The 22,143-nt window shown below is 63.1% G+C and carries 21 protein-coding genes and 2 pseudogenes; 9 read left to right on the top strand and 14 right to left on the bottom strand.

What is annotated here, in order from left to right; all coding sequences use genetic code 11:
- Positions 1 to 114 precede the first annotated feature (114 nt).
- The 3 genes and pseudogenes from cobD to ACMHLQ_RS15390 all read left to right on the top strand — a co-directional run bounded on the left by cobD (position 115) and on the right by ACMHLQ_RS15390 (position 3,129).
- Positions 115 to 1,053, top strand: a complete 939-nt coding sequence (gene cobD, locus ACMHLQ_RS15400) for a threonine-phosphate decarboxylase CobD (RefSeq protein ID WP_415401590.1) — start codon at positions 115 to 117, stop codon at positions 1,051 to 1,053.
- A gap of 8 nt (positions 1,054 to 1,061) precedes the next feature.
- Positions 1,062 to 1,970 (top strand): adenosylcobinamide-phosphate synthase CbiB, encoded by a 909-nt coding sequence (cbiB, locus tag ACMHLQ_RS15395; protein WP_415401589.1) that lies wholly within the window; start codon positions 1,062 to 1,064, stop codon positions 1,968 to 1,970.
- Positions 1,958 to 3,129: pseudogene (locus ACMHLQ_RS15390) on the top strand (lytic murein transglycosylase). The gene cbiB and the pseudogene ACMHLQ_RS15390 overlap by 13 nt, the downstream one beginning before the upstream one ends.
- Positions 3,130 to 3,434: 305 nt before the next feature.
- Here ACMHLQ_RS15390 and smc read toward each other — a convergent pair.
- Positions 3,435 to 6,890 (bottom strand): chromosome segregation protein SMC, encoded by a 3,456-nt coding sequence (gene smc / locus ACMHLQ_RS15385; RefSeq protein ID WP_415401588.1) that lies wholly within the window; start codon positions 6,888 to 6,890, stop codon positions 3,435 to 3,437.
- Positions 6,891 to 7,018: 128 nt separating this feature from the next.
- The gene (locus ACMHLQ_RS15380) at positions 7,019 to 7,429 is read right to left on the bottom strand and encodes a hypothetical protein (RefSeq protein WP_415401587.1); all 411 of its coding nucleotides are present in this window, start codon (positions 7,427 to 7,429) and stop codon (positions 7,019 to 7,021) included.
- A gap of 113 nt (positions 7,430 to 7,542) precedes the next feature.
- Between ACMHLQ_RS15380 and ACMHLQ_RS15375 the strand changes: the two genes are divergently transcribed.
- On the top strand, positions 7,543 to 8,310 hold the full coding sequence (locus ACMHLQ_RS15375; protein ID WP_415401586.1) for a FadR/GntR family transcriptional regulator: 768 nt from the start codon (positions 7,543 to 7,545) through the stop codon (positions 8,308 to 8,310).
- Here ACMHLQ_RS15375 and ACMHLQ_RS15370 read toward each other — a convergent pair.
- The 7 genes from ACMHLQ_RS15370 to ACMHLQ_RS15340 all read right to left on the bottom strand — a co-directional run bounded on the left by ACMHLQ_RS15370 (position 8,307) and on the right by ACMHLQ_RS15340 (position 13,032).
- Complete coding sequence (locus ACMHLQ_RS15370; RefSeq protein ID WP_415401585.1) at positions 8,307 to 9,128, bottom strand: phosphate ABC transporter ATP-binding protein; 822 nt, start codon at positions 9,126 to 9,128, stop codon at positions 8,307 to 8,309. The genes ACMHLQ_RS15375 and ACMHLQ_RS15370 overlap by 4 nt on opposite strands.
- Before the next feature lie 182 nt (positions 9,129 to 9,310).
- Positions 9,311 to 9,877, bottom strand: coding sequence for a F0F1 ATP synthase subunit B (locus tag ACMHLQ_RS15365; RefSeq protein ID WP_415401584.1), 567 nt, complete (start codon positions 9,875 to 9,877; stop codon positions 9,311 to 9,313).
- A 5-nt stretch (positions 9,878 to 9,882) separates the two neighbouring features.
- A complete protein-coding gene (locus ACMHLQ_RS15360; protein WP_415401583.1) occupies positions 9,883 to 10,419 on the bottom strand; it encodes a F0F1 ATP synthase subunit B' in 537 nt (178 codons plus the stop codon).
- A 117-nt stretch (positions 10,420 to 10,536) separates the two neighbouring features.
- Positions 10,537 to 10,761: a F0F1 ATP synthase subunit C gene (locus ACMHLQ_RS15355; RefSeq protein WP_015496525.1), complete on the bottom strand. Its 225-nt coding sequence runs from the start codon at positions 10,759 to 10,761 to the stop codon at positions 10,537 to 10,539.
- Positions 10,762 to 10,823: 62 nt separating this feature from the next.
- Positions 10,824 to 11,582: a F0F1 ATP synthase subunit A gene (locus tag ACMHLQ_RS15350; RefSeq protein ID WP_415401582.1), complete on the bottom strand. Its 759-nt coding sequence runs from the start codon at positions 11,580 to 11,582 to the stop codon at positions 10,824 to 10,826.
- A gap of 20 nt (positions 11,583 to 11,602) precedes the next feature.
- Positions 11,603 to 11,941, bottom strand: a complete 339-nt coding sequence (locus tag ACMHLQ_RS15345) for an AtpZ/AtpI family protein (protein ID WP_415401581.1) — start codon at positions 11,939 to 11,941, stop codon at positions 11,603 to 11,605.
- 185 nt (positions 11,942 to 12,126) lie between these two features.
- Positions 12,127 to 13,032: a LysR family transcriptional regulator gene (locus ACMHLQ_RS15340; RefSeq protein ID WP_415401580.1), complete on the bottom strand. Its 906-nt coding sequence runs from the start codon at positions 13,030 to 13,032 to the stop codon at positions 12,127 to 12,129.
- Positions 13,033 to 13,144: 112 nt separating this feature from the next.
- Between ACMHLQ_RS15340 and ACMHLQ_RS15335 the strand changes: the two genes are divergently transcribed.
- Together ACMHLQ_RS15335 and ACMHLQ_RS15330 are read left to right on the top strand one after the other, a co-directional pair.
- Positions 13,145 to 13,354: a hypothetical protein gene (locus ACMHLQ_RS15335; protein ID WP_415401579.1), complete on the top strand. Its 210-nt coding sequence runs from the start codon at positions 13,145 to 13,147 to the stop codon at positions 13,352 to 13,354.
- Between the two features lie 39 nt (positions 13,355 to 13,393).
- Entirely contained in the window at positions 13,394 to 13,738 is a 345-nt protein-coding gene (locus ACMHLQ_RS15330; protein WP_415401578.1) for an ArsR/SmtB family transcription factor, read from the top strand.
- A gap of 139 nt (positions 13,739 to 13,877) precedes the next feature.
- On the opposite strand, the gene ACMHLQ_RS15325 is transcribed toward ACMHLQ_RS15330, so the two are convergent.
- Together ACMHLQ_RS15325 and ACMHLQ_RS15320 are read right to left on the bottom strand one after the other, a co-directional pair.
- On the bottom strand, positions 13,878 to 14,741 hold the full coding sequence (locus ACMHLQ_RS15325; RefSeq protein WP_415405294.1) for a DMT family transporter: 864 nt from the start codon (positions 14,739 to 14,741) through the stop codon (positions 13,878 to 13,880).
- 55 nt (positions 14,742 to 14,796) lie between these two features.
- Positions 14,797 to 15,677: pseudogene (locus tag ACMHLQ_RS15320) on the bottom strand (LysR family transcriptional regulator).
- Between the two features lie 119 nt (positions 15,678 to 15,796).
- On the opposite strand from ACMHLQ_RS15320, the gene ACMHLQ_RS15315 reads away from it, so the two are divergent.
- Complete coding sequence (locus ACMHLQ_RS15315) at positions 15,797 to 16,369, top strand: FMN-dependent NADH-azoreductase (RefSeq protein WP_415401577.1); 573 nt, start codon at positions 15,797 to 15,799, stop codon at positions 16,367 to 16,369.
- 116 nt (positions 16,370 to 16,485) lie between these two features.
- On the top strand, positions 16,486 to 16,953 hold the full coding sequence (locus tag ACMHLQ_RS15310) for a hypothetical protein (protein WP_415401576.1): 468 nt from the start codon (positions 16,486 to 16,488) through the stop codon (positions 16,951 to 16,953).
- An 8-nt stretch (positions 16,954 to 16,961) separates the two neighbouring features.
- Here the strand turns inward: ACMHLQ_RS15310 and ACMHLQ_RS15305 are convergent, their stop codons facing one another.
- Entirely contained in the window at positions 16,962 to 17,522 is a 561-nt protein-coding gene (locus ACMHLQ_RS15305; protein ID WP_415401575.1) for a DinB family protein, read from the bottom strand.
- A gap of 137 nt (positions 17,523 to 17,659) precedes the next feature.
- Between ACMHLQ_RS15305 and ACMHLQ_RS15300 the strand changes: the two genes are divergently transcribed.
- Complete coding sequence (locus ACMHLQ_RS15300; RefSeq protein ID WP_415401574.1) at positions 17,660 to 18,058, top strand: c-type cytochrome; 399 nt, start codon at positions 17,660 to 17,662, stop codon at positions 18,056 to 18,058.
- Between the two features lie 51 nt (positions 18,059 to 18,109).
- On the opposite strand, the gene ACMHLQ_RS15295 is transcribed toward ACMHLQ_RS15300, so the two are convergent.
- Both ACMHLQ_RS15295 and ACMHLQ_RS15290 read right to left on the bottom strand, forming a co-directional pair.
- Positions 18,110 to 19,351, bottom strand: a complete 1,242-nt coding sequence (locus tag ACMHLQ_RS15295; protein WP_415401573.1) for a glycosyltransferase family 4 protein — start codon at positions 19,349 to 19,351, stop codon at positions 18,110 to 18,112.
- Positions 19,352 to 19,357: 6 nt separating this feature from the next.
- A complete protein-coding gene (locus ACMHLQ_RS15290) occupies positions 19,358 to 22,126 on the bottom strand; it encodes a hypothetical protein (protein ID WP_415401572.1) in 2,769 nt (922 codons plus the stop codon).
- Positions 22,127 to 22,143 lie beyond the last annotated feature (17 nt).

Here is a 22,143-nt window from a genome sequence, read left to right as displayed (position 1 = left end):
ATGGTTTCGAAAACTTCTTAACACCAGCCCGATGGCTTGAAAACCGCGCAATAATCCGCTTTCAGCGGGCGCAAAGCCGCCGATACAGGCACTCGGGACGCAGGAGACTTGCACTTGTCAGAAAAACGAGATCATGGCGGCGGGCTTGATGCGGCAGTGGCCGAGTATGGTGGCATGCGCAGCGATTGGATCGATCTGTCGACCGGAATCAATCCGGTTCCCTACCCTATGCCCCCTTTGCCGACCGGCGCCTGGACCGATTTGCCGGACCGTGATGCCGCTGATCGCCTCACCGCGGCTGCGCGCCGCTTCTGGTCCGTGCCCGAGGGGGCTGCGGTGCTGGCGGCACCCGGTGCATCCGCGCTGATTGCACAGATTCCCCGCCTTGCAGCCGCGGGCACCGTCACCGTTCCCGCCCCGACCTATAATGAGCACGCCGCCAGTTTTGCCGCGCAGGGCTGGCGTGTTCAGACCGAGGGGGTTTCTGACGCTCAGGTGCTTGTTCATCCGAACAACCCGGACGGAAAACTGTGGACGCCAGACGATCTGCAAGGCCCCCTCACCATCGTCGATGAGAGTTTTTGCGACATCGCCCCGGAGCACAGCCTGATCCAGCACGCCACGCGTCCCGGTACATTGATCCTGAAAAGCTTTGGCAAGTTCTGGGGGCTGGCGGGTCTGCGCCTTGGTTTTGTGATCGGTGACCCGGCACTGATCGCGCGGCTGACAGAGATGCTGGGCCCTTGGCCCGTGTCAGGGATCGCCACACATGTGGGGGCAGTGGCGCTGGAGGATACGGCATGGGCAGAGCGGACGCGGCACCGGCTGACCGCGGATGCCGCGCGGCTCGATGATCTGTTTGGTGGCAATGGGGCCGAGGTGATCGGGGGAACTTCCCTGTTTCGCCTCTACCGTGTGGAGGATGCCGCGGCATGGCAGGATCGCCTTGCACGGCAGCGCGTGTGGAGTCGTGTCTTTCCATACGCATCCGATTGGTTGCGCATCGGCTTGCCTGCGCCAGATGATTGGCCGCAGCTGGAGCGCGCGTTTTGACAGGCGCGATGATACTGGCGTTGGCCCTGTGCCTTGATGCGGCCTTGGGCGAGCCGCGCTGGCTGTGGGATCGTCTGCCCCATCCTGCCGTGTTGATGGGGCGCATGGTGCGGACATTGGATCAGACCTTGAACCGCGCGCCATTTGCGCGGGCAAAGGGCGTCTTGATCCTGGCCATCCTCGTGATCGTTGCGGGGGGCATTGGCTGGCTGCTGGCCCAGCTTGGCGCGATCGTGTCGCTCGTGCTGGCTGGCATTCTGTTGGCCCAGCGATCTCTGGTCGATCACGTCGCAGCGGTCGGCGCAGGCTTGCGGTTGTCCCCAAAGGCCGGGCAGCGCGCCGTGGCCATGATCGTCAGTCGCGATGTGTCACAGTCCACCCCTTCGGCCACGGCCCGGTCGGCCATCGAGAGCCTATCCGAGAATTTTAGCGACGGCGTGATTGCCCCCGCCTTCTGGTTTCTGGTCGCGGGCCTGCCCGGCATCCTGATCTACAAGGCGGTGAACACGGCTGACAGCATGATAGGCTACCTCTCCCCTCGCTATGCGGCCTTTGGTTGGGCCGCTGCGCGCACGGATGATGCGCTGAACTGGGTGCCCGCTCGCCTGTCTGCGGGTCTGTTGGCCCTTGCAGGTGGATCGCTGGACCGGTGGCGCGCAATTGGCGCGGATGCCGCCCTTCACCGCTCGCCCAACGCGGGCTGGCCAGAGGCGGCCATGGCCCAATCGCTGAACATCGCACTGGCCGGGCCGCGCAGCTATGACGGCCAGATCAAGGATCTGGCCTGGGTGAATGCTGGCGGTCGGCGCACGCTGACACCCGGCGACATTGACGCGGCCATCGCAATCGTGTGGAAGGCATGGAGACTGGCCCTGGGGGCCATATTGGTTTTGGGAGTTTTGTTATGGGTATTCTGACGCGGATCGCGGCGACGGCGGCCATGTGTGCCGCACCGGCACTGGTTGCTGCACAATGCGGGGGTCTTTTTCAAACTTCAAGGCCGGGTTGAAGTCGGAAGCCGTGTCAAAGGGCATCGCACCCGCAACCGCAGATGCCTTTCTGGCCAGCGTGCGTCAGGACCCCGCCGTGCTGAAGGCAGACCGCGCCCAAGGCGTGTTTCAGCGCCCCTTCATCGACTTTTCCCGCCGTTTGATTTCCCAGAACCGCATTGATGCCGGGCGCGCAAAGGCCCGCCAATACGCGTCGGTGTTCAACCAGATCGAGGCGCGTTATGGCCTTGATCGTCATGTGCTGTTGGCGTTCTGGGCGTTCGAGACGGATTACGGCGCCTTTCAGGGCAATTTCAACACCGCCAATGCGCTTGCCACCCTCGCCCATGACTGTCGCCGCCCCGCACTGTTTCGCCCCCAAGTCTTTGCCGCGATGGAGCTTTTTGCCCAAGGCGGGTTTGATCCGCGCCGCACGACCGGGGCCTGGGCCGGAGAAATCGGGATGGTGCAGATGCTGCCCGCCGACATTTTGATCAACGGCGTGGACGGGGATGGTGACGGGGCTGTGCGCCTCAAATCCTCGGCCCCCGATGCGCTGATGTCGGGCGGCAAGATGCTTCAGCACCTCGGCTGGCGCGCGGGCGAGCCCTGGTTGCAGGAAGTGACCGTGCCCGCATCCATGGACTGGTCGCTGAGCGGTGTCGGCAAGACACTAAGCCCGTCGGACTGGCAAAAGCTGGGGGTGCGGGCGCGTAACGGGCAGTTGGCCAACCTGCCTGCGTCACTGATCCTGCCGCAAGGGCACAAGGGGCCCGCCTTTCTTGCCTATCCGAACTTCAACGTTTATTTCGAATGGAATCAGTCGTTTACCTATGTGCTGACGGCCGCCTACTTTGCCACACGTCTGGCGGGGGCGCCGGTCTACAACGCTGGAAATCCTGATACGGGCCTAGGTGTGAACCAGATGAAACAGCTGCAAACCAAGCTACAGGCGCGCGGGTACAATGTGGGCAAGATCGACGGCATCCTCGGGTCGGGCACCCGCGCGGCCGTGCAGGCAGAGCAGAAACGGTTGGGCCTGCCTGCCGATGCCTGGCCAACGCCCGCCCTGCTGGGGCGGTTGTGACGTTTGTAATTTGGTAAGGTTTGGATTATATTCAGGCCACCGATAGTTCCGTTCAGTGCACGCACCGAACAAACGACCCGGCAGAGCGGTAACTCTGCCGGGTCACTCTTTTTCAGGCTATAGCCCGATCCAGAGCCGGATGATGCCAATCGCAAGCGTCGCTATGGCAATCGCCATCATCCATTTCCGATAATTCCTATCTGTCAGTGCACTCACCTCCTCGCGCGGCCCATTGGGGACCGCACAACCGAGATATGGGCGAAAGATTAATTCAAATTGAATGCGTTGTGACGCTGGCGGCGCGATCACGCAACGAGTGTTTCGGCCTTCTTGAGGTCGACCGACACAAGCTGGCTGACCCCCTGTTCGGCCATCGTCACCCCGAACAGCCGGTCCATGCGCGCCATCGTCACGGCGTGGTGCGTGATGATGAGGAAGCGGGTGTCAGTGCGGCGGCACATCTCATCCAGCAGATCGCAGAACCGCGTCACGTTGGCATCGTCGAGCGGCGCGTCGACCTCGTCGAGCACGCAGATCGGGGCCGGGTTGGCGAGGAACACGGCAAAGATCAGCGCCATGGCCGTCAGCGTCTGTTCGCCCCCCGACAACAGACTGAGGGTCGACAGCTTCTTGCCCGGCGGCTGGCACATGATCTCGAGGCCTGCCTCGAGGGGATCCTCGCTTTCCACCATTACGAGGTTCGCCTCGCCACCCCCGAAAAGGTGCGTGAACAACAGGGAGAAGTTGGAATTGACCTGCTCGAACGCGGTAAGCAGACGCTCGCGACCCTCGCGGTTCAGCGAGGCGATGCCGCTGCGCAGGGTCTTGATCGCTTCCTCGAGGTCGGCCTTTTCGTTCACGAGTGTGTCGTGCTCGACCTGCACCTCCTTGGCGTCTTCCTCGGCCCGCAGGTTCACCGCGCCCAAGGCGTCGCGCTGACGTTTGAGGCGGTTCACATCGGCCTCGAGGGCATCGGCACCAGGGATCGCATCTGGCGTTACGTCCAGCGCGGTCAGTAACTGGTTGGGCGTCATCTGCTGCTCGTCCGCGATGCGCTCGGCAGCATAGGCGACGGTCTCGCGCGCCGCCTCTGCCCGCGCTTCGGACCGTGCGCGGGCCTCGCGGGCTTCGGAGGCCAACCGCTCGGCCTCACGCTCGGCCAGGGTGGCGTCGCGCAAGCGTCCTTCGGCCTCGGACAGCACGTTGCTGGCTTCTGCCTTGCGTGCCTCTGCGCGGGTGATCTCTTCGCTTAGGGCAGCGCGCTTGGCGGCCAACTCGGCGGGAGCGGCCTGTGCGGTCTTCAACTCCACTTCGGACTCGGCCTTGCGCTCGACCAGTTCGGCGCTGCGTTTCTCCGCCGTTTCGAGCCGGTGTTTCCAGCCGCTGATTTCCTTCGTGATCTCTTGGGCGCGTTTGGTGCGCGCCTCGCCCGTGCGGCGCAGATCGTCATGGGCGGAACGGCGCGACATCATGGTGATCCGCGCGGCCTCGACCGTCATGCGCAAATCTTCGACCTCGGCGCGGGCGGCGTCCAGATCGGGCAGGTCGGCCAGCGCGGTTTCGGCCTCGGACACGCGGGCACGGGCGGCCATCGCGTCTTCCTCGTGCCGGGTGACGGCGAGGCCGAGGGATTCGAGCCGCCCTTGGGCAAGGTTGCGATCCGCTTCGGCCCGGCTGAGTGCGCGGGCGGCATCGGCGACCATACGATCAGCCTCGCGACGGGCATGGCGCGCCTTTTTGTCGGCCTCGGCCAGTTCCCCCATGCGGGCATGCAGGGCCTCGTGTGCTTGGCGCGCGCCCTCGGCGCGGGCGGTTGCCCGTTCCAGCGATTGTTTCAACTCTTCCAACCGGTTGAGCTGTTGCAGGCGCAAGGCAGCCGCGCTTGGCGCATCCTCGGCCCAGGCGCGGAAACCGTCCCAGCGCCATAGATCCCCCTCGGGGGACACGAGGCGCTGACCGGGTTGCAACAGGGGCTGCAAGCGCGCGGCATCCTCTGGGTCACAGAGGCCGATCTGGCTCATCCGCCGCACGAGCACATCCGGAACTGAAACGTGTTGGGTCAGGGGCGTGACGCCGCCGGGCAAGGGCTGATCCTCGGCGTAAGGCGGCAGGATGGCCCAGCCGGAGGGGCCGTCTTCCTCGACCTCGGGGGCGCGCAGATCGTCGGCCAGAGCCGCCCCCAGAGCCTTTTCAAAACCCTGCTGAACCTGAAGGCGGTCGAGGATCTGGCCCCCTTCTGCCGTGTCGCGTTCCACCAGCTTGGCCAGTGCGCCCGCCTCGGCGCGCAGGGCGTTCATCTCGCCCTCGGCTTCGGAGCGTTCGGCGCGGGCATCGGCCTCGCGCGCTTGGGTTTCGGCGCGTGCCTCTTCGGCGGCGATGAGGGTCTCGTCCGCGCGCAGGGCTGTCGCCTCTGCGGTCGTGGTCGCGGCCTGCGCGGCCTCGAAATCCACGCCTGCCTTGTCCAGCGCGGCCTGACTGGCGGCCACTGCATCACGCGCCTTGGTCGCTTCGGTTTCGGAGCGTTGTTCAACCTTGCGGCTGTCTTCGAGCAGACGCTGGGCAGAGCCGTGGCGGGCGGCGAGACGCGCCACATCCTCGGTCTTGTCCGACTGATCGGATTCTCGGGCCTGCAAGACCTGCCCGGCCTCGCGTGAGGCCGCAGCGGCGGCGTCCAGTAGGTCCTGATGGCCCTCGCTCGCCTTGGCAATCTCGGCCGCTTCCCACTCCAGCCGCTCGATCGTTTCGCCCGCGTCGCGGTTCAACCCGCCCTCGCGTTCAATGTCACGGGCCAGTTGCGCGATGCGCCCGGTCAGGGTTTCGATGGTTTGGGCGGCCTGGCGTTCCTGATCGCTGAGCGTATCGCGCTGCACGGCGAGGCGCTGCAAGACGGCGGCGGCAATCGCCTCTTCCTCGCGCAGGGCGGGCAAGGCATCCTCGGCCCCCTGCCGCGCCTTCGCGCTGACCTGTACGGCACCTTCGGCCTGTGCGGCGGCAGTGGTGCGGGCACGCAACTCCTCATCCGCATTGGCGCGCGCCTCGTCCGCCTCGCGCCAGCGACGGTAGAGCAACTGCCCCTCGGCACGGCGCAGGTGTTCGCCGATCTCGCGATAGCGCGCTGCCTGCCGGGCCTGACGCGCGAGTTGTGCCAGTTGCGCGGCCAGTTGTTCGATCACGTCATCGACGCGCGACAGGTTCTGCTCGGCGCCTTTCAGTTTCAACTCGGCCTCATGGCGGCGCTGGTAGAGACCCGAGATGCCCGCCGCTTCTTCCAGAATGCGACGGCGGTTCTTGGGTTTTGCGTTGATCAACTCGGCGATCTGACCCTGCCGGACCAGCGCAGGGGAATGCGCGCCGGTGGACGCATCCGCAAACAGCATCTGAACATCGCGGGCGCGCACATCCTTGCCCGCGGCCTTGTAGGCGCTGCCCACATCGCGGGTGATCCGGCGCACAATCTCGAGCGCGTCGGTGTCGTTGAACCCGGCGGGCGCCAGCCGTTCGGAGTTGTCGATATGCAGGCTGACCTCGGCAAAGTTGCGGGCCGGTCTGGTGGCAGCCCCGGCAAAGATCACATCCTCCATCCCGCCGCCGCGCATCGCCGTGGGGCGGTTTTCGCCCATCACCCAGCGCAGCGCTTCGAGCAGGTTCGACTTGCCGCACCCATTTGGCCCAACCACGCCTGTCAGACCGTCCGCGATGATCAGATCGGTCGGATCGACAAAGGATTTGAACCCCGTCAGCCTGAGTTTGGAAAAGCGCAAATGCTGCCTGCCGCGTTGAGTCTGCCTAGGCGGCAATCGTGGACGCGGTCAGGGGCAGGAGTCAACGCCCACATACCACGCACAGGGGTAAAGCGGCGGTTATCCACAAGATATTGCGATTCACCGGCTCAAATCAGCGTGCAATCGAGGTCGAGCACCAGTTCGTTTGTCGCCGGGCTGATGTAGCTGTCAATCGTCAGGCAATCATATTCGCCCTGCGGTTTCAGACGGTCGATCACCGGCTCTTCCTTGCCGCATTTGAGGATACCCGTCGCCTGCGCCTGATCCCCGCGTACTTCCTTGACCTCGCAGCCGCTGACCATCTCCATCGCCTTGGCGGCGCGCGCCTTGATCGGGCCAAAGCGGGGGGCGTATTGCACATTGGTGCGGATCGCCTCGGCCAGTTTGCCGTTCACGCGCACATCGAAGGTCGAGCCGTCGATGGTGACCGTGGTGGCGGGCAGGCCCCGGAAATGGGGGCCTGCGGTGTTGCAAGAGGACAGGAACGCAACAGCAAGAAAGAGTATGAGATAGCGCATATCCCAGCCTGGCCTACGCATGGTTAACGCCGACTTAACGCCGAGAGACACCGCATCATTGCGCGGCGCGGTGATTGGTCATATGAACTTACCAATTCGAAAAAGGTCCGCATATGCCCTTCCGCCCTGTTCAGCCTGAAAAACTGTCCTCTGCCGTGATCCGGCAGATCGAACAGTTGATCCTGCGGGGCATTCTGCGCCCCGGCGAACGCCTGCCGCCCGAGCGGGACCTGGCCGAGCGCATGGGCGTGTCGCGCCCGTCGCTGCGGGACGCCATCGGCAGCTTGCAGGACAGCGGGTTGCTGACCGCGCGCCCCGGTGCGGGCATCTTTGTGGCGGATGTGCTGGGCTCGGCCTTTGCCCCGGCCCTCACGCAGTTGTTCGAGCGCCATGACGAGGCGGTGTTCGACTATCTCAGCTTTCGCCGCGATATGGAGGGGTTGGCCGCAGAGCGCGCCGCGCGCCTTGCCTCGGACACCGATCTGGCCGTGGTGCAGGCCGTGTTCGAAAAGATGGAGGCCGCGCACCCCAAACGAAACAGTGATGAAGAGGCTAGGCTGGATGCGCAGTTTCATATGGCCATCATCGAGGCGAGCCATAACGTGATCATGCTGCACATGATGCGGTCGATGTATCAATTGCTGCGCGACGGCGTGTTCTACAACCGCCAGATCATGTTCAAACAGCGCACCACGCGCCAGGCCCTACTGGACCAGCACCGCGCCATCAACACTGCCTTGCAGGGCCGTGACGCAGACGGCGCGCGCGCAGCGGTGCACGATCATCTGGACTATGTGGAACGCGCGCTGCGCGATCAGCAGAAATCGGATCGGAACGAGGATATCGCCCGCCAGCGACTGGATCACGAAACCGGGGCCTAGCCCATCCTACCTTCGATAAACGCACGGGCCTGCGGTGTCCGGGGCTTGGTGAACATGTCCTCGGTCGCCGCCACCTCGAGCAGCTTGCCCAAGTGGAAATAGGCGACGCGGTCGGCGATGCGCCGCGCCTCGGCCATGGAATGGGTGATGATCACCACCGCATGATCTGCGCGCAGGGTCACCATCAGGTCTTCGATCTTGGCGGTGGCGATGGGGTCGATGGAGCCTGTGGGTTCGTCCATCAACAGCACTTCGGGTTGGGTGGCCAGCGCACGCGCAACGCAGAGGCGTTGTTGCTGCCCGCCGGAGAGGTCTATGCCGGATTTTGTGTGGAGCGTTTCCTTGACCTCGTCCCACAGCCCTGCGCGGCGCAGGCAGTGTTCCACATGCGCGTGCAGTTCGCGCCGGTCGCGCATCAGCCCGTGCAGGCGGGCGCCATAGGCGACGTTTTCGTAGATGGTCGAAGGGAACGGGTTGGGCTTTTGCGCCACCCAGCCAAAGCGGCGCCGGTGTACGGGCGGGTCGATGTCGGGGCCGTGGATGTCCTGCCCATGCATACGGATATCACCCTCGATCCGCACATCGCGGGTCGTGTCGTGCATCCGGTTCAGGCACTTGAGCGCGGTGGATTTGCCGCAGCCGGACGGACCGATAAAGGCGAGGATCTCGTTTGGGTAGAGGTCGAAACTCACCTCATCAAGCGCCTGTTTCTCACCATAACACAGCGAGAGATTGCGCACCGTCACAATGGGCGGGTTGTTGCGTTGCGCACCTTGGTTGGTCAGCGGGGCAGGCGTGGTCGTCGTTGTGTCGAACATGGAAAACCTCGTGATCTGTGCGGAAAGATAGACGTCGAGGCCAGTCTAGAAACGCGCGTAGCAACGCGATTTGATCTGCGACAATGGGGGCGCAGACTTCACAAAACCTTCACACAAAGAAGAACCCAGCCGCGCCGGTCGGGCGGGGCTGGGTTTGGATTACGTAGGCGCGTGGCTGCGGATCAGTGCAGCTTGGCGTCGACTTCTTCGATGGCGGCGTCGATCAGCTTGTTGCCGTCGGCGGCTGTCATCTGCTTGGCGATCACGTCGCGCGCGGCCTGTACAGCCACGGAGGCGGCGGTGTCGCGCACCTCTTTGACGGCACCGGCCTCGGCCGAGGCGATCTGGTCTTCGGCGGCGGCCACGCGACGCTCGATCGAGCGGGCAAGATCGGCACGTGCCTGTTCGGCGGCAGCTTCGGCATCGACCTTGGCCTGCGCCACGATCTTGTCGGCCTGCGCCTGCACTTCCTGCTGTTTGCGCTCGTAAGAGGCGAGCAGTGTCTGTGCCTCTTCGCGCAGGGCGCGGGCCTCGTCGAGTTCGGACTGAATGCCGCTTGAGCGGTCATCCAGCATCTTGGTCAGCATGCCCGGCACCTTGAAGTACAAGAGCACGCCGATGAACAGGATGAACGAGATCAGGACGATGAAGTCGGTGTTGGCAAAGCTGATGAACGGGCCCTTGGCGGCCAGCGCGGGGCTGGCGATCAGGGCTGTGGCCGCAGCGGTTGTGAGGGTGTTGATACGCATGTCTCTTACCCTTTCATCCGGTCGGAGACCGCAGCCGAGATGGCCTTGGCATCTGCCTTGCCGCCCATGGCGGCCACGATGGCCTGCGCGGTGTCGGTCGCGACCTCGGCCACGGCGTCCATGGCACCGGCACGAATTTCGGCAATTGCCTTTTCGCTCTCGGCGGACTTGGCCGCGATGCTGGCATCAGCCTTTTCGATGGCGACATCCAGATCAGCCTGAATGGCCGCCTTGGTCTCGCCTGCGATGCGCTGCGCCTCGGCACGGGCATCGGCCAGTGCCTTGTCATAGGCGGCCTCGGCTGCCTCTGCCTTGGCTTTGAGGTCCTCAGCCGCGGCAATGTCATTTGTGATTGTGCCCTGGCGTTCCGCCAGAATGGCCGCGATCCGTGGCAGGGCCACGCGCGACAGCACGAAATAGATCGCGACAAGCGTCAACAGCAACCAGAAGACCTGGTTGTCGAAGGTGCCGATGTCGAGTTGCGGCATGCCCGGAGGGGCGCCAACTGCAACTTCGCCTGCTGCGTTTGTGTTATCTGCCATGTCGGTCGTTCCTCTGGAGTGGCCCTGAAAGCGAGTGGGCCGAAATGCGAAGCCGTTACATTGGGCAGCGTGAGGGTATCACGCCGCCCAACCGTAAGGAATGCGTCTCAGAGTGACTTAGACAGCGAACATCAGCAGCAGAGCGACGAGGAACGAGAAGATCCCCAGGGCTTCTGCGAAGGCGATGCCGATGAACAGAGTAGCAGTCTGGCCGGCGGCTGCCGACGGGTTGCGCAGGGCGCCTGCGAGGAAGTTGCCAGCCACGTGACCAACACCGATAGCGGCTGCGCCGGAACCGATTGCTGCGAGGCCTGCGCCGATGTGTGCGAGTTCACCTTCCATGAGAATTCTCCTTACGATTGGAAGTTAGTAGGTTTGTCCAGCGGGAAAGGCCCCGCCATACATTAGTGATGCGGGTGCAATGCGTCCTTCAGGTAGACACATGTGAGGATTGTGAAGACGTAGGCCTGAATGGCCGACACCAGGATTTCGAGGCCGTAGATCGCCATCACACCGATGATCGCGACGGGGGCGATGGCCGCCACCTGGGCAAAGCCTGCGAACACTTTCAGAACGGCGTGACCGGCCATCATGTTGCCTGCCAGACGAATGGAGTGGCTGACCGGGCGCACGAAGTAGGAAATGATTTCGATGATCGCCAGTACGGGGCGCAGCGGCAGCGGCGCGCTCGACACCCAGAACAGGCCAAGGAAGGAGGCACCGTTTTTAACGAACCCGAGGATCGTGACGGCAAAGAACACGCCAAAGCCGAGGATCGCCGTGACCGCGATATGGGACGTCGTGGTGAAGGACATCGGGATCAGGCCGAGGAAGTTGGCGCAAAGGATGAACATGAACAGCGTCATGATGTAGGGAAAATATTTGATCCCGTCCTTGCCGGTGACGTCCTCGACCATCTTGTAGACAAAGCCGTACATCAACTCGGCCACCGACTGGCCGCGTCCGGGCACAACAGCGCGTTTCGAGGTGGTCAGAACTAGCAGCCCGATGATCGCCAGAACCGCCAGCGCCAGCCATAGCGTCACATTAGTGATCGTGTACCAGTGGACCGGGTCGCCGACCTCACCAAACAGAGGTTTGACGAGGAACTGATCCATCGGGTGGAATTCAAGGCCACCGCCACCGTGCGCTTCATCTGCCATTCGGCTCTCTCCGTCTCATCTCACCCCTCGGGGCGATCATTGTCGTCTTCGGCCAGTTCGGCCTCTTGTCGGCTCCGGACTTCTTCGGCGCTGCGCATCATCGTTTTGACGCCGGCCGCGAAGCCCAGAAAAATAAACACGATCATGAGCCACGGAGAGGTGCCAAACAGCGCATCCAGCCCGTATCCCATGCCAAACCCGATCCCCAGACCGGCCACCAACTCGATCACCATGCGCCAGGCCAGTTGTGCCTGAGAGTGGTGATCCGGCGTGCGGGGTTTTGGCGCGTGACCCTCTTTGATCGCATCAATCCGGGCGCTGAGCGCATCCAGCCTGTTCTGATCATCGGGGTCGGTCACGTGCCTGGGTCCCGTCGTTTGGATAGGTTGGTGGATAGGGCGCGCGAGGGCATGAGTCAACGTGACATGGGTCAGCGGCAGCCCTCTGACAAGCCGTTGTTTTCATGCATATTTATGGAACAATGAGGATGGGCGGCATCACGTCACACCCCACGCTGCGCGGCCTTGGCAGGATTTTTGCATATTCAACCATCTGGTTGATTTTGGTGGCTGCGAAACTGTGCGGTGTTTTCCAGCAGCCAGGATCGCACCGTGCGCACGGCCTTGCGCCGCCCGGCCTGCCCGCTGATCAGCAAATGGAACGCGCCCTGCCGCATACCCACATCCGACAGCCGCACCAGCCGCCCGAGGTGGCAGTCCGTCTCTGTGCAGTCGGATGAACTCATGAACAGACCCGCGCCGTTGCACACCGCCTCCATCGTCAGGGGTGCGCGCAAACGCCAGCCGCCGGGTGCGGGCAGGTCAGCATCCGGCCATCCGGCGACGGCGCACCAGTCGCGCCACACATCCTCGCCCCGGTCCTTGTAGAGCCGGTATTGGCCCAGATGCTCGGGCCGCAATACATCGCCCGGCACCAACCCCGGCCTGGCAAAGGGATAAAGCGGCGCGTTGCTGATCAGGTCAGAGGGTGCGCCCACCACCCCCTTGCGCAGGAAGCGGATAGCGAGGTCAGCCTCGTACCGGTCAAGGTCGGCCAGCGTGCTCGACGCCTCGAGCCGCAATTCGATCTCGGGGTATTCCGCGTGAAACCCGGCCAGCAGTGGTGCTACGACCTTGGCCGCAAACAACGGCTCGCTGTTCACGGTCACACGGCCTGCGGGCGTGTCGGCCAGCCCTTCGGTCGCCAGATCAATCGCATCAAATGCGGGGCTGATGCGTTGCAGGTAATGACTGCCCTCGACCGTCAGCACGACGCCGCGTGCGGCCTCGCGGAACAGTTGCACGCCCAATCGCTGCTCCAAGCCCCGCACATGGCGGCTGATGGCGGAGTGGCTGACATTCAGCTCTTCCGCCGCGCGGCTGAAGTTTTCGTGCCGCCCCGCCGCCTCGAAGGCGCGCAGGGCGTTGAGTGGGGGAAGGGTACGGGACATGCCGCGGGACACCTGTGCAATTTATGCACAATTGATGTCAGACAACTCTGTTTGTGACAAGCGGTCTGGCGGGCCATATTGGCATGATATCCCATGTCTTAAGGGGCTTTCCATGATCCTCGCCAAATCCAACGCGCTGTCGCGCGTGCTGTCAATCTGTGCCAAAATACTCCAAATTGACCGCTCCCCGGCTGAGCCCATCGGCTCAGCCGCTGTGCCGCTTGACCCGCATATCGCGCGCGATATCGGCCTGACCCCCAGCGAAGTGGAGCGACTGCGCCATCGCTGGCCGTCGCAGTCGACGCAGCATCCCTATCTCTGAGTGCTTTCCAGTGCGGCGCGCAGTTTGTATGACGGGGCCATGTCCGACCCGCTTGATACCGTCTTTTCCGCGCTGGCTGACCCGACCCGTCGGGCCATCCTGTCGATGCTGCTTGAGGATGACATGGCGGTGACGGATGTGGCCGAACCGTTCGAGATGTCGCTAGCCGCCATTTCCAAGCACCTGACCATCCTGACGCGCGCGGGCCTGATCGCGCAGGAAAAGCGGGGGCGGGTGAAGTGGTGCAAGCTGCAACCGGACGCCATGCGCAGTGCATCAGTGTGGATGCAGGGCTTTGGCCAGTTCGAACCCGTCAATCTTGACGCGTTCGAACGCTTTCTGGAAACCGAATTGGACAGGGGCGAACCACCCCAGACGTCCTAGACCAGACCGGCAAGCCTCAAAACGGCCAGGATAACGACGACAAGGCCGATGAGGTAAATGATGTTGCGCATGGGTATGATCCTTTACGTGTCTGCTGAATCCAACTCGGGCAGGCAGGCCTTTGTTCCATACGCCCGGTTCAAGTGCGCGCGACCTCATCGTCGCGCAGCAGCATCAGCAGCGCCACGATGGTCAGGGCCACGCCCACCAGCACCAGCGCAGGCGGCACGCCGTTGCCCAGCGCGATTTCCCAGCCGATGACCCAGGAGGGGGTGAGGTAGGTGTAAGCCATGACCTTGGCGCTTGGCAGGCGCATCGTGGCGAACTGCACCAGCACGAAGGTGGCGGCAGAGGCGAAGATGGCCAGATAGATCAGCGTGATCCACACGATGCGCGGCAGCGCGGCCCAATCCGTCGACACAATCTCGGACCAGCCGTAAAGCGTCAGCAGGAGGCCCCCCGCCAAAAGGGTGCCAAAGGTGAAGACCACCGCAGGTTCGCCCCGGTTCAGCTTGCGGATCATCGGGGTGTAGATCGCGTGGCTGACACAGCCAAAGAAATAGATGACCTCGCCTCGCCCGACCTCGAGCGCGAGCAAGGCCGACAGGTCCGCGCGAAAGATGACCCAAAGCGCGCCAACACCGCCGACCACCAGCGCCAGTGCCATGCGCGGCGTCGTGATCTGACGCAGCAGCAGCCAGCCGAACACGCCCGCAATCACGGGGGTCAGGGTAAAGACGGCCGCCGCACTGACCGGCGGCGCGGTCTTGAGCCCCTCGAACATCAGCACGAAATAGGTCGCAAACAGCCCGCCCAGCACGACATAGCGCCAGGGCGCGCGCGTGGCGCTGCGCGGCAGGCCACCCGTTGCCAGCACCACCGCCCCGATCACACAGGCGGCAATGCCAAAGCGGGCGGCGTTCAGAGCGGCAGGGGTGATCTCGTTCGCGGCCATGGAGCCGAGCGAGAACGACCCGGCCACCAGGGCCGAGAAACACAGCATCGCCAGATGGCCTTGCAGCGCCGGGCTCACGCTTGCACCGCGCGTCGGGTGACGTTCACAACACCTTCCAGTCTTTAGAGCGTTCCTTGAGGAAGGTCAGAAAGGCCTGCACTTTGTTGGTGCGGTGCAGATCCACATGTGTGACGAGCCACAGGGGGCGGACCAATCCTCGTGCGGGTCCATGATCTCGACCAGGTCCGGGTTCGCCCGCGCCTCCATCACCGGCAGAAACCCGATGCCCGCCCCCGCCAGCACCGCCTGTTCCAGCGCGCGCACGTCGGTCGAGCGGAAGGTGATGCACTTTTCATCGATCTGACCACGCAGCCATTTGTGGAACGGCGCGCGGGTGTCGGCGGCGTCATGGCTGACAAAGCGGTGGCCGGTGCAGCCTGCGACCGTTTCGGGATGCCCATGCCGTTTGATGTAGTCCTTTGTGGCATAGAGCCCGACCGACTGGCGCACGAACGGTTGCACCACATTGTCGGGCTGATCGGGCGCGTTGCCCGCACGGATCGCCACATGCGCCTCGCCATACTCGAGGCGAAACAGCCGGTCGCCCGTCAGGTAGCGCACGATCACGTCGGGGTGCTTTTGCTGGAACTCGGTCAGGACAGGGGCCATGCGCGGGGCCATCCCCACCAGCGAGGTCACGACCAACTCGCCCGACACCTCGGTGCCACGGCCTTTGATCCGGCCCACCAACTGACTGAACTGGTCATCCGTCGCCTGGGCCACTCGAAACAGGTCATCCCCGGCCTCGGTCGGGGTATAGCCGCGCGCGTGGCGTTGGAACAGTTTCACACCCAACCGCCCCTCGAGCGCATCGATATGCCGGATGACGGTGGCGTGGTGCACGCCCAGCACTTCGGCAGCACCACTCACCGTGCCCATGCGGGCCACCTGATAGGCAGTCTTGATCTCGTCCCAATTGTCCATGTGGATCTCTCGTCTGTGCAATTCCAAACAGGTCCTGTTGAGTTTCCCCAATTGCGTTCGATTTTGCAAGGCTCAACTATCAGAGCACGAGACATCATTCCTTTGAAAGGACCCGAACCATGACCATTCTGCACATTGACGCCTCTGCCCGCCTGACGGGCTCTGTCACCCGCGACCTCACCGCACAAATCGTTGACCGCTTGGGCGGCGAGGTGATCCGGCGTGACCTGACGGACGCCCTGCCCCAGATCACTGAAACCTGGGTCAACGCCAATTTCACCGCCGCCGACGAACGCGATGCGGTTCAGCGCGACACGCTGGCCTTGTCGGATGAGTTGATCGAAGAAATCAAGGCCGCAGACACGGTTGTCATCGGCGTGCCTGTCTATAACTTCGGCGTGCCCGCGGCGCTGAAAGCGTGGATCGACCTGATCGCGCGGGCGGGCGTGACATTCAAATACTCAGAAACCGGCCCCATCGGCCTGCTGGAGGGCAAGCGCGCGATCGTGGCCGTGTCGACCGGTGGCACGCCCGTGGGCAGCGATATCGACTTTGCCAGCGGCTACATCCGCCATGTGCTCGGCTTTATCGGCATTACGGATGTCGAGGTGATTGCCGCCGACCGCGTGATGGCAAATGGCGTACAGGCCATCGCCGATGCCAAGGCCGAAATCGACAAGCTTGCCGCTTGATCACCAGCACCTGCAGCCACCACTCACGGCCCCCTGACCACCCGGTCGGCGGGGCCTTTCCGATTGCCGCGCCAGGTATCTGGACGCAGCACGATCCCCGCGACTAGGCTGGCGCCATGACCACCGTTCGCAATCTGCCCAGCCAGTTGATCCTTGCCCATGCGCCCTGGGTGCTGGGTGGCGGTTTGATCGTGTGTATCGTGGCATGCGCGGCCGCGGGTCTTGCGCTGACTGCACAGGGTGAACTGGTTGGCCTGGGCACGGTGGCGCTTGGGGCGGGTGTGCCCATCGGCATCTTTGCCCTCGCGATCAAGCGCGATCAGGTGATCCTTGATGCGGCCACGCAAACCGTCACCGTCCAGCGCCGCACGCTGTTGTCCTACCACCAGATGACCTACCCGCTCGACACCTTGCGCCGGGCAGAGGTTGAAACCTTTTCCGATACTGCGCGGGCCACGCTGACCTTCCACGACACCACGCCGCCCTATCCCCTGGTCGAGGCCTACAACTCGGGCAACGGCCCGGCACAGGCCGCAGATACGATCAACGTCTGGCTGCGCAACCTGCGGCGCATGTCGGCCTGACGGTTGGATTAGCGACCAGCCCAGATGTCATCTTCGTTCAGGCCCATCTCGGCAAAATCCGGGGCGCGGCGCGTGGCGTCTATATCCCAGGCCATGTAGAATTCATCCAGTTGCGGCGGGGCGACATCCGTCATGCTGAGCAGGCCATGCACCTGCCCGCGGTGATGTATCTGGTGCTGGATGAGATGCAGGAATGTGCGGTCAAACCGATCCTCTTGCACGCCACTGTCCCGGATCATCTGCACACGGCGTGCGGGGTTTGACAGTGTCGCATCCTCGGTCACGGCAATCAGGCGGCGGTCGATATCACGCTGCGCGGCGCGCAGGGCGGCAAGATCCGGGTGCGGGACATCCTCCTGAAAGGCGGCGGGCCCGATACAGGTGCCTTCCAACGCAGAAACATAAAACCAGTCCACGATGAGGATGTGATTGAGCGTGGCGATGATCGAGCCGAAAAAGCACGGGCGGTCGGCGGCAAGCTCGGCCGCGCCCACCTGCCCGCAGGCACGCAGCAGCCGGTGGTTGGACCAGGCGTTATTGTAGGCTTGGGGGGCAAAGAGGTCAGGCATTTCGGAACACCGTGCTTTCCTGTCAGATACTCTATCCGGCACCTAGCCAATTGCAACGGCCCGCAGTTGATCAAGATCAGGGCCGCGCATCGGATCCCCGACTACCCTTACGCATGGACCCTGTAAGGAGAGGCTTGATGAAATCCCCGCTTATCCCCCTGATCGCATGTCTGCTGCTGCCTGCCGCCGTATCGGCACAAGAGGCAGATGTCGGTGCAGAGCTCTATCGCGCCCATTGCGCGACATGCCACGGGATCGAGGCACGGGGCAACGGCCCGATGGCCCCCGCCCTTTTGCTGCGCCCGCCAAATCTGCGGGAACTGGCGCGTCGCAACGACGGCACCTTTCCCACCACCCGCGTGGTGATGCGCATCGACGGGCGCGATCCGCTGGTCAGCCATGGCTCGCCCATGCCCGTCTATGGCGACTTCTTTGACGGCGATGACACCGCAACCAAGGCCGAGACGGGTCAGCCGATCATGACCAGCCGCCCCATCGTGGACCTGCTCGCGTTTCTGGAGAACATTCAGGAATAAGCGTGTTCGTTTTCATGGCACGCCTGCGGTTTGGCAGTCGGCCCCGAGGGTTCAGCGCGGAACCGGCTGACGGCACGTCTCGCGCAGCAGGTTCCGCCACCTCTCTGACACGGCGTCCCACGACAGGTCGGCCTGCTGTGCGTGCTTGTATGCGCGCTGCGACATCTCTTGGCGAAATGCCGGGTCCGTGTACATACGCTCAAGCCCGTCGGCCAGATCGGCGGCCGACACCAGACCGACCTCGGTTGACGTCCCGTGTTCGATCAAGGTGTGGCGGATCGGCAGGCGGTGCGCGGCATCGCCCCAGATCTCGCGCAGGGTCGCATGGTCGGGCACGATCTGGGCCGCGCCGGTGGCCGCGTGCTCAAAGGCGATGAGGCCCCAGCCTTCGGCCTCTGACGTGTTCACACCCACATCGCACGCATTGTAGATCAGGTTCAGATGGTGATCGGACACGCCCGGCATGTTGGGTTGATCCGTGGACATCAGCACCCTGTCATCAATGCCGAAACGGTGCACGAGTTCGGGGATGTCCCAGCCAAGATCACGACACCCCATATGCAGGAACAGCTTGACGTTCGCAGGTTTGTCCCGGGCGAATTCCGCAAATCCCTTGATCGTCACGTCCATCCGTTTGCGCGGTTGATTCCTGTTGGCGTTCAGTACGATGAACGCATCCTTCAGTTCTGGATTGTCCGCAAAGATCGTGGATCGTGCCCCCGCGCGGTGATCCGCGCCCAGATGATGAAACCGCGTGCTGTCATTGCCATGGGGGATGACAGCCAAATCCGGGGCTTCGAACTTTGCATCAATGGCCTGCCGCTCTGCAAACGCCGCCTGCATGAAGGTTTTCGAGGTTTCGGTGTATAGGCCAACCTTGTGCAAGAGCCCGAAATGATCGAGCGATCGCGGATCGACCGGCCCTGCATCCACGGGGATATAGGCGACACAATGGGGCCGGTGTTTGGCCGCAGCCAGGGCCGTCAGCCATTTCCCAACGATCCAGGTGTCATTCAGCATGAAGACGATTTCGGGTTTCAGCCAATCGCACAGATTTGCGATCCTGTGCAGGCCCCAGCGGTCCGTTGGTTCAATCCCGGCGGGATAGACCGGCCACGGCAGATGGTGCGGATCGCCGCTGTGCCCGATGGCGAGGTGGTGGATATCGAACTCATCCGCAAGCCGTGTGAATATCGCCTCTGCCACGCGCGCGAACCCGGTCGGGACAACACCGTCTGATGCGACCAGAACAACCGGCTTGGCGGGTTTTCCGTCTGAATGGGGCTTGGTCAACAGGTGCTAGTTCCCCAGGTTCATGCTGAGCGTCGTGATGGCCCGGGTGGCATAGAATGTCACGGTGTTCTGGTTGACGGACAGGTGCAGGCGCCCGCTTGCCTCGGCACTCAGAGGATTTTCCAGCGCCGTCACGCCTGTCGCACCGGTCGGCGCACTGCCTGCTGTTCCCACAGTCATGCTGACAGTCTGCGATGTGTTCGTGGGTTGATGGATACGAAAGATCGTGTCGCCCGATCCGGCCTTCCAGCTTGGTTTCGCCGCTGTGATGATCGCGGGCGATGGCCCATTGATCGATGCCAGCGAAAATGTTTCCGGCGCGGTTTGGGTCGACAGGTTGCTGACAACCCGCCCTTTGAGCGGTGATTTGAACGCGAGAGACTCGCGCAGCGGCTGCCCGGTGTCCGGACCACACAGCCCGGTCGGAACGCGCAGCGCGTAAAACTGGGTGTGCATGCCGCGATCGGGCGATTGCGCACCGTACTGTCCCTGCCCCTGATAGGGGTTGTTGCGGAAAAGATTGCCCAGCAGCGCGCCATTGTCGTCATAGCCCCAGGGGGGCATCGAGTTGTGATAGATCGCCAGGGCCTGCGTGCCATCCTGGCGCAAGGGTATGGCAAAGTTGTGCGTTGGCAGGAATTGCGGACCGTCCCACGACTGAACCGGTGGCATCGACGTCCAGTGATTGGGTGTGCCATAGCTCATCCGGTTCACCGCAAAGGGCAGAACAAAGCGGGTCATGACCGAGGTGCCGGAGAAATTGGCATCGCTGGACGGGGCGACCCCCGAACAACTCATCCGGATCATGGGCTCGCCCAGAACCAGCGAATAGGTGCGTTTGTAGCTGAACGTCTGATTTGTGACGGTCGCGTTCACCATCGTTTCCAGCGTGACGCGCAGTGGCCCCGTCTCTGTCACCAGCGCGCCCGCGACCGCAAGGCAGGCGGTGGTGTCGAGGACCATACTTGTGCCCGGCGGTGTTTCGTTGCCGTATCTGTAGACGCTGCCAGTGTCGGTGTAGAACGCCAGATCGTTGCCAACGGAGCCAGGATACAGCAACTCTTGATCGTTGTTCTTTAGGTCCTTGATCGACGTGATGCCCCAATTGGCGGACTGTGCAACCGTCACGCTGATCAGGTCATTCGCCAACACCCAGCTTGCCCCGTTGTCCGGTGTCGTGATCGACAGGGCCGAGGACGTAGAGGGGAAACCGCCACCGCTCGGACCATTCATATAGCTTGTCGAATAGCCAAGGCTTGGCGCGCTGGCCATGAACAACAGCGCCCCGTCATGGGTTGGCTGCACCAGTCCGGATTTGGACAAGCTGTTGCGCACGTTGATCGCACCCTGGTCAGCCCCGTCGGGATACTCGACAAGGCCGCTGCGCTCAAAACCGAGGGGATTGAACACAGCGACGGGCGTTTCGTAGTTGTTGGCGCGATCAGAGGTCAGATTGGGAGTTATCGCGCGGGTCAGGGCCAGCATGTTGGCCTCTTCGACCAACCCGGCCTGATCCTTGGCCAGCAGCAGCCGCGACAGTTGCTCGACGCCGTAGACATCCATGTACTGCGCGCCGGACGTGCCGACGACATAGTCATGATGCGTGCTGGGGACGGCAAGGTGCCAGGCATCGAACACGGATGTCGTCCAGTCGGGCGCGACCGGCGCCTTGAGCACATCGCCAATGACGCCGAACACCTCGGCGGCCGTAGCGGCGCGGGATGCCTCGTATTGCCAGCGCTTGAGCGCGGGTTTGCTGCCGTAATTGCCAACCCACATCGGGATACCCGCAAACCGCCGGTTGCGCAGGTTGCCTGCGTGCGCCTCGACCAGCGAAACGTAGTGATCGAAGGTTGCTGAAACGGCATAGACCCCCGATCGCGCATATCCAGGCTGCGATGCGGGCGCGTTGTTCCAGGCCTGCATGCTTTTGACGAGGTTCGGCACGGGCGGGTTGAAATCGCACCCGGCCGGAACGAACACATACGGTGTGGGCGAGGATGGCAGGTTGTTGTCGATATCCTCCTGAATACCGAAGTTGCCACCAATATCGGTGCTGACCTGACAATAACCCTTTATCAGGTAGTGCCCCATGATCCTGGAGCCGTCATCGGCATACCAGAAAAAGTCGATGCCTTCGTTTATGAGCTGAGTTGCTGCCGAGGGCTGGCCATTCAGCGGATTGGCCGGGGGTTGCTGAAACTCGCCCCCGGGGATGCGTTCAAAGGCCGCCCCTTTCAGCCCCATCGCTTCGAGCGTGGCGGGCAGCTGACTGTCATGGCCGAAATCATCCGGAATCCAGAAGTTTTCGACCGTCGCGCCGGGCAGGTTCTTTTCAAACCATGCCTGCGCGACCAGGGAATTGCGAATGAAGCATTCGCCTTGGGACAGCAAACTGTCGGGCGATGTGATGCCGCCGCCGACAAGGTGGAACAGCCCGTCCTTTGCGGCCTGCACCAGGGTCTGCACGTCTGATGGGGTGCCGTGGGCAAAGAACGCTTCGAGAAATCCGACCTCTGCCAAAGAGTAATAGTAGTTTGGCGGCGCGCCCGGCGGCATACTGGTCGCCAACTGTGCCGCTGCCTGGGACAGGATTTCCTTTGCGGGTACGCTGAGGTTGCCCGCCCCTTGAAAGTACGGAGCCGACGGATCATCGAACAGAACCGGAAACGTCTCGAGCCAGTCCCAATCCATATGCGATGACTGGCTGAAGATAATGACACGTTCGGCGTTGTTCGGAATGCCAAGCTCTTTGCGAATTTGGGCTTCTGTCATGGCTATGGTTCCCCTCA

The organism is Tateyamaria algicola (assembly GCF_047715485.1).
Classification (GTDB): domain Bacteria; phylum Pseudomonadota; class Alphaproteobacteria; order Rhodobacterales; family Rhodobacteraceae; genus Tateyamaria.
Note: the sequence above shows the minus strand (reverse complement) of the source record. Positions and strands in the feature narration are given on the sequence as shown.